The sequence below is a fragment of the Streptomyces globisporus genome (assembly GCF_003501885.1).
GTDB lineage: Bacteria > Actinomycetota > Actinomycetes > Streptomycetales > Streptomycetaceae > Streptomyces > Streptomyces globisporus_D.
Map to the genome: position 1 here is coordinate 1 of NZ_QWFA01000162.1, position 13,839 is coordinate 13,839.

The window sequence follows — 13,839 nt, forward strand, 5'->3', positions numbered from 1 at the left end:
GGCCCTGACCGTCCCCTGGCCCCGATCGCCCCCCCCCACGCTGAGGACCCGACCATGACGCATCTACGCGACGCCTCCGACGACATCGAGGCCGCCGGGCCCTCCGGCGACGCTCCGGGCGGTGATCCGATCCGGCTGCTCGCCGTGCGGGACAGCCCGCTCTCCCTCGACGAGGTGTACGCCGCGGTCGGCGACGACGCCGCCGGTGGCACCGCCCTCTTCGTCGGCAGGGTGCGCGACCACGACGGCGGTCGGCCGGTGACCCTCCTGGACTACAGCGCGCACCCCGGAGCCGGGGCCGAACTGCGCCGGGTGGCGGAGAAGGTCGCGGCCGACTTCCCGGTCCGGGCGCTGGCCGCCGTCCATCGCACCGGCCGGCTGGCCGTGGGCGAGATCGCGGTCGTCGCAGCCATCTCCTGCGCTCACCGTGCGGAGGCGTTCGCCGCCTGCGAGCGTCTGGTCGAGGACCTCAAGCGCGAGGTCCCGGTCTGGAAGCACCAGACCTTCGCGGACGGCGACGAGGAGTGGGTCGGCGCGTGCTGAGCGACCGGGGGGAGCCGAACGGCCCGGGTACGCCCGACGGCGGCGCGACCGGCGGTGCGTCCAGCGGGGCGGGTGGGCCCAATGCCTCCGACCGGTCGGGTGGGGCCGGCCGGCGGCGGGCCCTGGTCACCGGGGTGGGGCGGGCGCTCTCGCCCCGGGGCGCACTGGCCCTGCAGAGCGTCGACGGCGCGGTCTCCTTCGCGCTGCGCGCCGCGCTCGCCATGGCGGTGCCCGCCCTGCCGTTGGCCCTGGCGGGCCGGGCCGATCTCGCCGTGTACACGATGCTCGGTTCCTTCATCACCACCTTCGGCCGCAATCTGCCCTACGTGAGAAGGGCCCGTGTCCTCGCCGTCGTCGCGGTGGCGATGACCGCGTGCGTGGGCTGCGGTTCGGCCCTCGCCGTGTGGGCGCAGCCGAGGGGCGGGGGAGCGGGCGCCGCGGTGGCGGTCGCGGCGATGGCCCTCGTGGCCGCCGCCGCGAAGTTCGCCTGTGACGCGGCCCGGCTCAGCGGCCTCGGCGCGGTGCTGCTGCTCTTCGCCTTCGCCGTGGCGGCCTACGGCTCGACCGACCCCTCCGACATCACGGTGCAGACGGCCCTGGCCGCCACGGGCGCGGCCGTGGCCTGGCTGCTCGCCGTGCTCGGGTGGTTCGTGCACCCGGACCGCCCCCAGCGGCTCGCCGTGGCCGCCGCCCTGCGCGAGCTGGCGGACCTGTGGGAGGCGGCGGGGACAGGGGGCGGCCGGGGGCTCGTACGGCACCGGGCGACGGCCGCCGTGCTCCAGGCGTACCGCACCCTCGGGGTCCAGCCGCCCACCGGGGCGGAACGGGACGGCCGGGGCGATACGTGCCTCCGGCTCACCGACCTGGCGTGGGCGCTGCTCGTCGTCGCGGCGCGCCGCGCGCCCGACGACCCCCACGGCCCGGCCCGGAGCCTGCGCCGTCAGGCCGGGATCCTGGTCGGCCGCCGCCGGCGCCTGCCCCGGATGGTCCCCGAGCTGGCGGCCCTGTCCCGGACCGTCGGCTCCCTCACCGCCCCGTCCCCGGCCGGTCCGGACCCCGCCGCCCGGGCCGGCCTGCGCGCCGCCGAGGCACGCGCCTCGGAGCTGGTGACGGGGCGGGGCCACGGAAGCGCCGCCCGTACGGCGGTCCTGACCGTGCCCGCGTTCCGCATGCTCCTCGGTACCGGACTCGCCGGAGCGGCGGCGCTGCCCCTCGGGCTCGGCCATGGCTACTGGGCGGCGATCTCCGCCGCGGCGGTCCTGCACTCGGTCAACGTACGGACGGCGGCGCAGCGGGCCGCGCAGCGCACCCTGGGCACGATGGCGGGGCTGCTGCTCGCGCTCGCGGTGCTGGCCGCGCGCCCCGAACCGGTGGTCCTCGTCCTGGTGATCGTGGTGATGGAGTTCCTGCTGGAGTACGTCGTCGCCCGCAACTACGGCCTCGGCGTCGTCTTCCTCACACCGCTGGCGCTGCTGCTCACCGACCTCGCCGCGCCCTCGCCCGCCGGGGACCTCGTCAAGGACCGGGCGCTGAGCAGCCTGCTCGGGGTCGGTATCGCGCTGGTCTGCGCGCTGTCGGTGGTCCACGACCGGGCCGCCGTACGGGCACGGCGCGCCCTGGCCGCGTGCCGGTCGGCCTCGGGGCGCGCCGAACGCGCCCTGGCCGAGGGTGCGGTGGCGTCCTTCCCTGCCGCCCAGGAGCAACTTGCCTCGGCTGTGGTGGAGTTGCGCGCGGCCGATGACGCGGCGGCGGGCGAGCTCTGGCCGGCGGAGATCGACCCCACCGAACTCGCCGCCGCGGAACGGCGGGCCTACCTGCTCCTGGAACGGTTCGCCCGGCCGGGGTGAGAGCGGGACGGCGACTGCTCAGGCGCCCGGCACCACCGTGATCTTGACGTGCTTCATGATCGGCTGGTCGCTCTGGGTGCTGTAGTCGCCCAGGGCGCACAGCACGTTCATCTCCGGCATGTAGCCGGCCGCACAGCCGCGCGGAATGTCGTACGGAACCGCCGTGTAGCCGTTCAGGAACCGCCGGCTGCCGTCCTTCGCCGTGCTCGTGATGTCGACAGGACCCATGTCGGCGATCCCGCGCTCGCGCATGTCGGCCCGGTTCATGAAGATCAGCGTGCGCAGGTTCTTGATGCCCCGGTAGCGGTCGTTGTCGGAGTAGATGGTGGTGTTCCACTGGTCGTGCGACCGCATCGTGCCGAGCGCCAGCGTGCCGGGCTCGGGCACCACGTCGGGCAGCGGGGCCGCGGAGAACTCGGCCCGCCCCGACGGGGTCAGGAAGACCAGCTCGCGGGCGGGCTGCTTGATCCGGAAGCCGAGGGGCAGCCGGACCCGGCGGTTGAAGTCCTCGAAGCCGTCCAGGGCCTCGGCCATCGTGTCCCGGATCCGGTCGTAGTCCTCGATGTACCAGTCCCAGGGGGTCTCGCTGTCCGGCAGGGCGGCGCGCGCCATTCCGGCGACGATGGCCGGCTCGGACAGCAGGTGCGGGGAGGCGGGGCGTTTCATCCCGACGGACATGTGGACCATGCTCATCGAGTCCTCGACCGAGGTGCTCTGGACGCCGCCCCGCTGGTGGTCCTTCTCGGTGCGGCCGAGGCACGGCAGGATCAGGGCCGCGCGGCCGTGGACGACATGGCTGCGGTTGAGCTTGGTGCTCACCTGGACGGTGAGGTCGCAGGAGCGCAGCGCCGCGTACGTGGCCGGGGTGTCGGGCGCGGCGAGCGCGAAGTTGCCGCCCATCCCGACGAACACCTTCACCTCACCCTCCTGCATCGCCTGGATCGTTCCCACGGTGTCCAGGCCGTGTTCGCGCGGCGGGTCGATCCCGCAGGTCTCGGCGAGCCGGTCCAGGAACTCCTCGCTCGGGCGGTGGTCGATGCCGCAGGTGCGGTTGCCCTGGACGTTGCTGTGCCCGCGCACGGGGGAGGGGCCCGCGCCCTCCCGGCCGAGATTGCCGCGCAGCAGCAGGAGGTTGACGATCTCGCGGACGGTGTCGACGCCGTGCTCGTGCTGGGTGAGGCCCAGGCACCAGCTGACGATGGAGCGGTCGGCCTCCTCGTACACCTGCGCCGCCTTGAGGATGTCGGCGCGGCTCAGCCCGGACTGGTGCTCCAGCTCCTCCCAGGGAGTGGCCTCGCACAGCGCCCGGTACTCCTCGAAGCCGGTGGTGTGACGGTCGATGAAGGTACGGTCCAGGGCCCTGGGGTCGCTCGTCGACTTCTCCAGGACCGCCTTGGCCATGCCGCGCAGCAGCGCCATGTCGCCGCCGATGCGGGGCTGGAGGTTGAGCGTGCTGGTCTTCGTGGCCTTGAACAGCGCCATGTCCGTGAAGTCGTGCGGAACGATGGTGCGGGTGGCCGCCGCCTCGACCAACGGGTTGACGTGCACGATCTGCGCGCCGCGACGGTCGGCCTCGGCGAGGGCGGTCAGCATCCGGGGCGCGTTCGACGCGGCGTTGACGCCCAGGATGAACAGGGCGTCCGCGGACTCCCAGTCCTTGAGGTCGACCGTGCCCTTTCCTGTGCCCAGGGAGGCCTGGAGGGCCCGCCCGCTGGCCTCGTGGCACATGTTGGAGCAGTCCGGCAGATTGTTCGTGCCCAGCTCGCGGGCCATCAGCTGGTAGAGGAAGGTGGCCTCGTTGCCGAGCCGGCCGGAGGTGTAGTACGCCGCCCGGTTCGGGCTGTCGAGCCCGCGCAGGGCGGCTCCGACCAGCTCGAACGCGTCCTTCCAGCTGATCGGCACGTAGTGGTCGGACTCGGCGTCGTACACCATCGGCTCGGTCAGCCGGCCCTGGTTCTCCAGGTCGTAGTCGCTCCACCCGTACAGCTCGGTCACCGAGTGCGCGGCGAAGAACTCGCGCCCGACGCGCTTGGGCGTCATCTCCCAGGTGACGTGCTTGATGCCGTTCTCGCAGATGTCCAGGTGCAGGCCCTTGGTGTCGTCCGGCCACGCGCACCCGGGGCAGTCGAAGCCGCCGTTCTCGTGGTTCATCCGCATGATCGCGCGGGGGCCGTCCACCAGTGCGCGTTCCTCCACCAGGAAGCGGGTCACGCTCTTCGCCGCCCCCCACCCCGCGGCGGGATGGTGGTAGGGCCGGAACTGCGGATCGCCCTCGGGGACGGGACCGACCCGGGGCTCCAAGGGCTCCTGCGCTTCCTTGCCGGTGCTGACGTCCTTGTCGGTGCTCACGGCACTTCCACCCTTTCACCTGCGGATACGGCGCGTACGGCGGGTCGATGGACATGGGGGGCGTAACGGGTCCTTCCGGCAGGCTATGCCCGGGGTTTCCCGGCTGCCAGTCGGCTCCGAGGCCGCTGCCGAGCGCCTGCGACACCGCTCCGGAACTGCGGGCCGGATCACTCGCGCATACGCTGACATGGACCGGCCCCGGCTGCGGGGAACGCCTCGCGGCACAGGGCTCAGGCCCCTCGGGCAGCCACGTGAGGTCCCACATGCACGACAAGAACACGTACCGTCGGTTCCTGCTCCCCGCCGTGCCCCGGCTCGCGGGCTCCGCGCTGGTCGGAGCCGCCGTCGGCGTACTGGTCGGCGTCCTCCTCACCAACACACCGCTGGGCTTCCTCGTCGGCATCGCCCTGGCCCAGACCGTCTTCGTCGTCACGGGATGGCTCGTCCTGTGGCCGATGGACGCCGCCGCGACCCACGACAACGCCCGGCGCGAGGAGTTCCGGCCCGTCGCCGAGGAGCTCGTCGTCGTCACGGCCGCGCTGTCCGGTCTGGTCGGCATCGTGCTGTTGCTGCTGATCGGCGACTCGGACCTGAGCCACGCGGCGGCCGCCCTGGCGCTCGGCGGCGTGTTCATGTCCTGGGCGGCGCTCCATCTGATGTACGCGGCCCGCTACGCGTACATCTACCACCAGACGCCCGGCGGCGGGATCGACTTCAACGCGAAGGAACCGCCGCGCTACATCGACTTCCTCTACTTCAGCTACAACCTCGGCATGACGTACCAGGTCTCCGACAACAACGTCTCGACCTCCAGGATCCGCGCGGTCGCCCTCCGCCACTGCCTGCTGTCGTACATCTTCGGCGCCAGCATCCTCGCCACCACGATCAACCTGGTCGCCGGCATCGTCACCGGCTGAGGAGTTTTCGACGGAGCCTTCGACGAGCTGATGGGCCGAGGCGAACGGATCAGCACTCGGGGAGCGTCAGCCGCCGCGTCACACGCTGCGCCGACTCCAGCAACCGCGCCCTGACCTCGGTGGTCCGGTACATCCGGTCCGACCGGAACGAGATGCCGATCGAACCGACCTGGTCCCCGCTGTAGACCGGCACCGCCACGCACGTCGTCCCCCGTGAGTACTCCCCGCGGTCCATCGATACCGGGCCCGAGGGGGTGTCGTCGAGCTCCCGCAGCAGCTCCTCCCGGCGCGTGATCGTGCGGGGGGTGAGGTCGGCAAGGGCGTGCCGGGAGAGGTAATTGGCGCGCGCCTCGGGGTCCAGCTCGCGCAGCACGCTCTTGCCGAGCGCGGTCGCGTGCCCGGCCTCCTGGAAGCTCACCCAGACGTTCACGCGGGGGGCCCGCGGGCCGTCGACGATCTCCAGGACCCGGATCTCGCCCTCGTCGTAGAGCGTCAGGTAGACGGCGGCGGACAGTCTGTCGCGCAGCGAGGACAGCAGGGGGCGGAGGCGTTCCTGCGACGTCGGGCCGTCGTCGGCGGTCAATAGCCGGGGGCCACGCTCGTGGAGGGCGAACGCACCGTCGTCCAGCTCGTCCAGATAGCCGTCCCGGGCGAGCTCGTGGAGGAGCCTCCGGGCGGTGAGCTCCGGCAGCTCGGCCGCCCGGGCCAGCTGCTGTACGGAGGCGCCGTCCGGGTGTGCGCCGACGGCCTCCAGCAACCGGAGGTCCTGCCGCACGGACACCGTCGGCTCGGGGCCGGCCTGGTCACCCATGGCACCAGCATGGACCCGGCGCCGGGGTGCGGCAAGGCCGGTTCTCCGGCCGACGCACGCACGGCGGATGGTCCGCCCGGCATTCCGCTACGCTCTCGTCTGATCTTCGGGGCATGTGCGGGCTCCGGACTGCCGTGACCAGGGGGATGGTTTCTGATGAGCAGCGCGTCTTCGACCGATCCGTTCCAGCCGCTCAAGGCCGACGATCCGGCGGTGGTCGGGGGATACCGGCTGGCCGCCGTGCTGGGCGCGGGCGGCATGGGCAAGGTGTATCTCTCGTACACGCCCGGCGGTCGGCCCCTGGCGCTCAAGGTGATCCGGGCCGAGTTCAGCGAGGACCCGGAGTTCCGGCGGCGTTTCCAGCAGGAGGTGCGGTCCGCGCAGCGGGTGCAGGGGCTGTACACCGCGCCGGTCATCGACTCGGACACCGAGGGCGCGCAACCCTGGCTGGCGACCGCCTATGTGCCGGGTGCCTCGCTCGCGCACGCGGTGGCCCGGCACGGCGGACTGCCGTTGCGCAGTGTGCTGCTGCTGACGGTCGGGGTGGCCGAGGCGCTCGGGGGCATCCACGGTGCGGGCATCGTCCACCGCGACCTGAAGCCCGCGAACGTCCTCCTCGCCGCCGACGGCCCTCGGGTCATCGACTTCGGCATCGCCCGGGCCGCCGACACGACCGCCCTGACCGGTACGGGTGTCAGTGTCGGCACCCCGGCGTTCATGGCGCCGGAGCAGGCGGCGGCCGGCACCGTCACCCCGGCCACCGACGTCTTCGCCCTCGGCCAGATCGCCGCCTACGCCGCGATCGGCGCGCCCGCGTTCGGTGAGGGGCCCTCGCACGCGGTGCTCTACCGGATCGTCCACGAGGACCCCGACCTCAGCCGGCTGCCCGACGAACTCCGCCCCCTGGTCACCCGTTGCCTCAGCCGCGACCCCACCGACCGCCCCGCCCTGGCCGACATCATCCGCATGTGCCACGAGATCTCGCCCGAGCCGCTGCGCCAGGGCGAGGACTGGCTCCCGCGGGCGGTCGCCGGGTCGATCACCGAGCGGCTGCGGATGCCCGCCCCCGCGCCGACGCCGCCCCCGCAGCCGAGCGCCGCGCCGACGCCCACCGAGTTCGCCCCGGGCAACGCGCCGACCCCGCCGCCGGGAGGCCCCACGTACACCCCGACCGGTTACGCGGTCGCCTCCGCGCCGACGCAGACCGGACCGGGTACGCCCGGTGCCCCGGGCGTACCCGGGAGCGTGCCGCCCGGCCCGTGGCAGCGACACGCCTACCAGCAGGGACACCCCACCCCTCCGCCTCAGCCCTCCGGCTTCCAACAGCCGGGCTTTCAGCAGCCGGGCTGGGGCTCGTCCGGTTTCCAGCCCGCCGCGCCGCGTCGCAAGCGGCCCGGGCTGGTCGTCGGCGCTTCGATTTTCGGCGCGCTGGTCGTCCTCGGGGTCATCGGCAGCCTGCTGCCGGACGACCCCGACACATCCGGCAAGGGCGACCGTGCCACGTCGTCGTCAGCCGGCGCCGGTTCGAGCGGCAGCGGTTCCGCGGACAAGGCTCGGGACAAGCCCGCCGACCCGCGGCCGGTCTCGTACCAGGGCATCGATGTGACGGCCAACTACGCGCTCAAACTCGCCGATCATCCGCCCCGGCCGGTGGAGGACGAGGGCAGCGGCGTCAGCTACGGCAAGGGGGACTTCTACTTCTACCGGGACGACCTCTTCGGCGACGAGAGGGTGGGCAGCGCCAACGGGAAACTGGTGGTGCTCAAGAACTCGCAGAAGGGCTCGCTGGAGGTCTGCCGCCAGGAGACCCGCTTCACCGAGAAGATCGAGCTCGAACAGCTCACGTCCGGATCGCAGATCTGTGTGCTCAGCAAGGCCGGACACATCGCCGTGGTGACCTACCGCGGCAAGTCGGGCCCGGACGACCCCAGCACCTACATCACCATCGACCTGACGGTATGGCGCAACGCCGAGGAAGCGCAGATGAGCTGATGGTCAGTCAACTCGCCCCGGTCAGCAGGTCGCGCCGGGGCGGACGGGCTTCAGGCCGACCAGATAGGCGTCGACCTTCTCCGTGACACAGGCGCCGCCGCGCCCGTACGCCGTGTGCCCCACCCCCTCGTACGTGAGCAGCATCCCGCCCGGGAACTGGTCCGCGAGACTCACCGCCTCCTCGTACGGGGTGGACGGGTCACCGGTGGTGCCGACGACCAGCACCGGTGACACCCCGTCGGCGTCGACCCGGTGCGGCATGCGGCCGCCGGACGGCCAGCCACGGCAGGTGAGTTCGGCGGTCACCCCGGCCGTGCCGTAGACCCCGGCGGCCTTCTCCGCGCGCGGCAGGGCGTCCCAGTAGGCGTTCAGGTCGCGCGGGTGCGGAACGTCCAGGCAGTTGACCGCGGTCAGAGCGGCGCCCTCGTTGTCGGCGGGCGTTCCCCCGGCAGCGGGGCTGCCTTCATCGCCACTGTCCTCCTCGGTGTCCTCCGGAGAGGGGTCCTCCTCGGCCGGGGCCGGCTCCTCCTCGTCCAGCGCGCCCAGTTCGGTCGCGTCCCCCGCGTCCGCCGCCGCCAACGCCCGGGACAGCGGCTCCCATTGGTCCTCCGGCGTGTACATCGCCATCGACACCGCGTCGAGTACGGCCGTCGCGTCCATCCCGCCGTACTCCGCGTACGAGCTGGCCTCTGAGACCGGCAGCGGCTCGCGTTCGGCGCGCGTGTAGAGCCCTTCGATCAGCGTGCGTATCGCGTCGGGGCTGTCGGCCGGGCAGCTGTCACCCGCGATCTCCGCGCAGCGGTCCGCGTAGTCCTCGACGCTCCGCCGGAACCCGGCCGACTGGCTGAGCACCCGCTGCGACCAGTCCAACGACGGGTCGATCGCCCCGTCCAGCACCATCGCGCGGACCCGGCGCGGGAACAGTTCGGCGTACGCGGTACCCAGGCTCGTCCCGTACGACCAGCCCAGGTAGGTCAGTTCGCGCTCACCGAGCGCGGCGCGGAGCACGTCCAGGTCGCGGGCCGCGTCCCGGGTGCCGACGTGCCGCAGGAGACCGCCGCTGTGCCGCTCGCAGTCCTCCGCCGCGGCCCGCGCCCCTTCGTCGGCGGCGGTGCGCTCCTTCTCCGTACGGGGGTGGAGCGGCGCGACGCCTTCCGACGCGGGCGGCTCCGTCGCCTCCGCCTCCTCCATCTCCTCGGGCGCGTCGTCGCTCGCCGTGCAGGTCAGGGCAGGGATGCTCGCTCCGACCCCGCGCGGGTCGAAGGCGACGATGTCGAAGCGGTCGCGAGCCGTCCGGCCGAACGCCTCGTCCATGCCCTCCTCAAGGGACTGGACCCCGGCCGCGCCCGGCCCGCCCGGGTTGTAGACGAGCGAGCCGATGCGCCGGTCCGGCTTCCCGGCCTCCGCACGCGCCACCGGCAGAACGAAGGTCTTGCCGTTCCCCGGGTCGTCGTAGTCCCGGGGAACGGTCAGCCGCGCGCACGCGTACCCCTCCGTGTCGCAGTCCGACCACCGCAGCCGCTGGCTGTAGAAGGACGTGAGGTCGGGCCGGGACGCGGGGTCGGCCGACGCGGGGGAGGCCGCGGCCCGCCCCGGTCCGGTGGCGGGACCGGCCGTGCAGGAGGTGAGCACGGCCGAACAGGCCAGAGCCAGTGCGGTGGCGAGGGCGGGGCGGCGGCGGACGGGGTGGTTCAACGGACTGCTCCCAGGGGTTGGGCCGTGCGGTTCCCCGGCAGCATTCCTGGTCGATGCTTAAGGTTTGATGAGTCGGCCCGACGCCTACCGTCGTAGGCGTCAGTTGTCCGCCGACGGCCGCTCGCCGTTCGGCAGGCGCAGCACGAACCGGGCCCCGCCGCGCCGCCCGGGTCCGGCCGTGAGGCTGCCGCCGTGGGCGTGCGCGACCCACGAGGCGATGGAGAGACCGAGGCCCGTCGACCGCGATCCGCTCCGGAACCGGTCGAACAGCGCCCCCACCACCTCGGGCGGCAGCCCCGGCCCGGCGTCCTCCACGGTGACGGTCGTCGACGCCCCGTCGACGGCGACCGTGACCTCCACCTCGGCCGGGGCCCCGGGCGCGTGGCCGTGGACGAGCGCGTTGCCGACGAGGTTGGCCACGGCACGCCGTACGAGGTCGGGATCGGCGACCACGACGGCCTCCCTGGCCCCGACCGTCACCCGGTGGCCGCCCGTCGGCGCGTCCTCCACCACCGCTTCCACCAGCTGGTCAAGACGCAGCGGCTCCACCGCGAGCACGGCCGTCCCCGACATCAGCCGGGCCCGGGTGAGCAGCCCGTCCACCAGCGAGCCCATCCCCTCGGCCAGCCGCAGCGTGCGCCGGTGCACGTCGGTGCTGTCGGTGTCCCCGCGCAACGCGGTCTCGGCGAGGGTCCGCAGCGAGGCGGCGGGGGTCCGCAGGTCGTGCGCGGCGTCCGCCAGGAACGACTCCTGCCGGTCCAGGGCCTCCAGGGCGGGCCGGACGGCCCGGCCCGACAGCAGATGCCCGACCAGCGCCGACAGACACACCAGCAGGGCGCAGCCGCCGGTCACCCGCCAGGCGAGCCGCCGGTGGACGGCCTGCTGCGCGGCGGTGTCCGCCAAGGTGACCAGCGCCCCCTGCGGGCGGGCGTCCTCCTCGGCCTCGGGCGGGTAGAACGGCAGGGCGAACAGGCGTACCGGTTCACCCGTGGTCGTGACGCCGTCGAGGGACCGTTCCTCGTCGGCGTTCACGGCCGCCGCGGCCGCCCGCCGTACGACGGGACCGTCGACGGTGAGGCACGGACCGCGCGGCGTGTGCTCCACGACCAGGTCCGCCGGGGCGATCCGGCGTGCTTCCTGCGCGGCGTCCGGCGGCACGGACAGCAGGTGGAGGGGCGGGCAGGCGGTCCCGGCCGTGTCGAGCAGCACCCCGGCGTCCAGCCGCCCGTCCTCGTCGGTCTCCAGCAGGCCGAGCGCCCAGTTGGTGTCCGCGCTCATCGCCCGGTCCAGCTGGTCGCGCCAGCGAACGTCGTCGCCGCGTACCGCCCAGGCGGCCATCGCCACCAGCCCCACCGCGCTGGTCAGGGCGAACAGCAGGGTGATACGGCGGCGGAGCCGACGCACTCGGGCCGTCGGGGTGAGGGGGCGGGAGCGCCGCGACCACAGGCGTACGGCTCCGGTCACGAGGCCGGGTCCGCCGCCACGGCCAGCCGGTAGCCGGTGCCGCGCACGGTGTGGAGCAGCGGGGGAGCGCCGAGCTTGCGGCGCAGCTGCGAGACCAGGACCTCCAGCACGTTGGACCGGTGCTCGGCCATCTCGTCCCAGCAGCGTTCGACCAGCTCCGCCCGGCTGACCGCCTGGTCGGCCCGGTCGGCCAGCACCTCCAGCACCGCGAACTCCCGGCTGGTCAGCGTCAGCAGCACCCCGCCCCGCCGCACCCGCCGCCGCGCCGTGTCGATCTCCAGATCGCCTACCCGCAGCACCGGCGGCGTGAGGGCCGGGGCGCGGCGGCACAGGCTGCGCACCCGGGCGACCAGCTCCGGGACGGCGAACGGCTTGACCAGATAGTCGTCGCCGCCCCGGGCGAAGCCCTCCACCCGGTCGGCGACGGTGTCCCGGGCGGTCAGGAACAGCACCGGTGCCGCCCGCCCGGAGCGCCGGAGCTCCTCCACGTACTCCACAGCGTCCCCGGCGGGCAGCATCCGGTCGAACACGACGCAGTCGTACGCGGTGACGAACAGCGCCTCGTCGGCCTGCGGCAGGTCGACCGCCTCGTCGACGGCGAGCCCGGCGGCACGCAGGGCCGCGGCCACGCCGAAGCGGAGGTTGGCGTCGTCCTCGACCAGCAGCACTCTCACGCCGTCACCCTAACCGCGCCGGGCGGCGGCGGTGACGCAGGTCAGCGCCCGGGCCCCACCTACATCCGGGCCCGGCCGCACGCCGAGTCAGTGCCCGACCAGCTCCCCGTCCCGGGCCACGATCCGCCCGCCGCGCACCACCATCTCGCGGCGCGGCAGGTCCACCACGACCTGCGGCAGGCACTCCCCGCGCACCAGCAGGAAGTCGGCCGGCGACCCCGGCTTCAGGTCCGCCTCCGGCAGCCCCAGCAGCCGGGCCCCGCCGTCGGCCCCCGCCCGGAACGCCGCCTCCAGCTCCTCGTCGAGGCGGGCGTCCCGCACCCAGGCCAGCAGGTGCGAGCGGTGCAGCATGTCCGCGTTGCCGAAGGGGCTCCAGGAGTCCCGTACACCGTCGGAGCCGAGGCCCACCTCCACTCCGTGCTCCCGCAGCCGGTCGATCGGCAGCACCAGGTCCGAGGAGGGCGCGACCGTCGTCAGCGAGATCCGGGCATCGGCCAGGTCGGCCGCGAGACGGTCGAGTTCCCGCTCGGGCAGCCCGGGCACGCAGAAGACGTGACTGACCGTCACCTTGCCCTGGAGCGAGAGCGCGTTGGTGCGGTCGATGATCGCGCGCAGGGACTCCATCCCTGTCGCGGCCCGCTCGTGCAGATGGATGTCGACGCCCACGCCGTGCCGGTCCGCGATGCCGAAGACGATGTCGAGCTGCTCGTCGAGCGCCTCGTCGAAATCGATCGGGTCGATGCCGCCGACCCGGTCGATCGCCCCGGTGCGCGCGGCCTCCTCCAGCAGCGCCTTCGTTCCCGGCGTCCGGACCACCCCGTGCTGGGGGAACGCGACGATCTCCACGTCGAGCGCGTGCCGCAGCGCCCTGCGGGCCGATCCGACGCCCTCGACGCCCACCAGGTCGTATGCGGGAGCGACGTCGACATGGGCCCGCATCGCCCGGGTGCCCTGGGCGACGGCATGGCCCATCAGGCGCTCCGCGCGCTTCTTCAGCGGCGTGCGCAGCGCGTGGTACAGCTTCACGTCCTCCTCGGTGTACTCGGCGATGGAGCTCGCCGGGTTCCGGGTCACCCAGGGCTCGCCCCAGGCCGTCTTGTCGGGGTGGATGTGCGCGTCGACCAGGGTCGGCAGCGCGATCCGGCCCTTGCAGTCGACGACCTTCGCGCCGCGCGGTGCGGGGTCGGCGGTGACGACGCCGTCGACGACGGTGAGGTCGACGGGGCGCCGCGCGCCGTAGGGCCGGACGTTCTTGAACACCGTGGCGCGGGCGTGGCCGCCCGTGCGGTCGGGCTGCTCGGTGATCCGGTCGGCGGCGGCGGGTGCGGCGGCCGGCCCGGCGGCCAGGGCCTCGGCGGCCTGGGCCTCCGAGGCCGCCGAGGCGCTGAGCGTCGCCGCGGTGCCCGCGACGGCGGCGGCCCCGGCCAGCATCGAGCGCCGGGAGAGACCGGCGGAGGCGGTGGACTCGGCGTGCATCAGGAACTCCTTCGAGGAGGGGAAGGGTGGCAGCGGGAGAAGAAGAGGGGAGAAGCGGGGGGGGCGAGGAG

10 protein-coding genes are annotated in these 13,839 nt (G+C 73.7%); 4 read left to right on the forward strand and 6 right to left on the reverse strand.

Annotation, left to right across the window (positions count from 1 at the left end; genetic code table 11):
• Window positions 1-54: 54 nt before the first annotated feature.
• Together D3105_RS25375 and D3105_RS25380 are read left to right on the forward strand one after the other, a co-directional pair.
• Window positions 55-543, forward strand: a complete 489-nt coding sequence (locus tag D3105_RS25375; RefSeq protein ID WP_240647014.1) for a molybdenum cofactor biosynthesis protein MoaE — start codon at window positions 55-57, stop codon at window positions 541-543.
• A 221-nt stretch (window positions 544-764) separates the two neighbouring features.
• The gene (locus tag D3105_RS25380) at window positions 765-2,390 is read left to right on the forward strand and encodes an FUSC family protein (RefSeq protein ID WP_240647015.1); all 1,626 of its coding nucleotides are present in this window, start codon (window positions 765-767) and stop codon (window positions 2,388-2,390) included.
• Window positions 2,391-2,408: 18 nt separating this feature from the next.
• Here the strand turns inward: D3105_RS25380 and D3105_RS25385 are convergent, their stop codons facing one another.
• Window positions 2,409-4,739, reverse strand: coding sequence for an FdhF/YdeP family oxidoreductase (locus tag D3105_RS25385; RefSeq protein ID WP_118905343.1), 2,331 nt, complete (start codon window positions 4,737-4,739; stop codon window positions 2,409-2,411).
• A gap of 263 nt (window positions 4,740-5,002) precedes the next feature.
• Here D3105_RS25385 and D3105_RS25390 point away from each other — a divergent pair, with 263 nt between their 5' ends.
• Window positions 5,003-5,656 (forward strand): DUF1345 domain-containing protein, encoded by a 654-nt coding sequence (locus D3105_RS25390; protein ID WP_118905344.1) that lies wholly within the window; start codon window positions 5,003-5,005, stop codon window positions 5,654-5,656.
• A 49-nt stretch (window positions 5,657-5,705) separates the two neighbouring features.
• On the opposite strand, the gene D3105_RS25395 is transcribed toward D3105_RS25390, so the two are convergent.
• Window positions 5,706-6,467, reverse strand: coding sequence for an IclR family transcriptional regulator (locus D3105_RS25395; RefSeq protein ID WP_118905345.1), 762 nt, complete (start codon window positions 6,465-6,467; stop codon window positions 5,706-5,708).
• Between the two features lie 156 nt (window positions 6,468-6,623).
• Between D3105_RS25395 and D3105_RS25400 the strand changes: the two genes are divergently transcribed.
• On the forward strand, window positions 6,624-8,459 hold the full coding sequence (locus tag D3105_RS25400; protein ID WP_118905346.1) for a protein kinase domain-containing protein: 1,836 nt from the start codon (window positions 6,624-6,626) through the stop codon (window positions 8,457-8,459).
• 21 nt (window positions 8,460-8,480) lie between these two features.
• Here the strand turns inward: D3105_RS25400 and D3105_RS25405 are convergent, their stop codons facing one another.
• From D3105_RS25405 to D3105_RS25420, 4 genes are all read right to left on the reverse strand, one after another.
• Window positions 8,481-10,154 (reverse strand): alpha/beta hydrolase, encoded by a 1,674-nt coding sequence (locus tag D3105_RS25405; RefSeq protein WP_118905347.1) that lies wholly within the window; start codon window positions 10,152-10,154, stop codon window positions 8,481-8,483.
• Between the two features lie 99 nt (window positions 10,155-10,253).
• The gene (locus tag D3105_RS25410) at window positions 10,254-11,618 is read right to left on the reverse strand and encodes a sensor histidine kinase (RefSeq protein WP_118905348.1); all 1,365 of its coding nucleotides are present in this window, start codon (window positions 11,616-11,618) and stop codon (window positions 10,254-10,256) included.
• Complete coding sequence (locus D3105_RS25415) at window positions 11,615-12,286, reverse strand: response regulator transcription factor (RefSeq protein WP_118905349.1); 672 nt, start codon at window positions 12,284-12,286, stop codon at window positions 11,615-11,617. The genes D3105_RS25410 and D3105_RS25415 overlap by 4 nt, the downstream gene beginning before the upstream one ends.
• A 93-nt stretch (window positions 12,287-12,379) precedes the next feature.
• Window positions 12,380-13,768 carry an amidohydrolase family protein gene (locus D3105_RS25420; protein ID WP_118905350.1) on the reverse strand — a complete coding sequence of 463 codons (1,389 nt, stop codon included), beginning with the start codon at window positions 13,766-13,768 and terminating at the stop codon, window positions 12,380-12,382.
• Window positions 13,769-13,839 lie beyond the last annotated feature (71 nt).

Coding starts and splice junctions, on each gene's coding strand:
- D3105_RS25380 (WP_240647015.1), top strand. CDS start 765: ATGGCGGTGCCCGCCCTGCCGTTGGCCCTGGCGGGCCGGGCCGATCTC.
- D3105_RS25390 (WP_118905344.1), top strand. CDS start 5,003: ATGCACGACAAGAACACGTACCGTCGGTTCCTGCTCCCCGCCGTGCCC.
- D3105_RS25375 (WP_240647014.1), top strand. CDS start 55: ATGACGCATCTACGCGACGCCTCCGACGACATCGAGGCCGCCGGGCCC.
- D3105_RS25420 (WP_118905350.1), bottom strand. CDS start 13,768: ATGCACGCCGAGTCCACCGCCTCCGCCGGTCTCTCCCGGCGCTCGATG.
- D3105_RS25400 (WP_118905346.1), top strand. CDS start 6,624: ATGAGCAGCGCGTCTTCGACCGATCCGTTCCAGCCGCTCAAGGCCGAC.
- D3105_RS25395 (WP_118905345.1), bottom strand. CDS start 6,467: ATGGGTGACCAGGCCGGCCCCGAGCCGACGGTGTCCGTGCGGCAGGAC.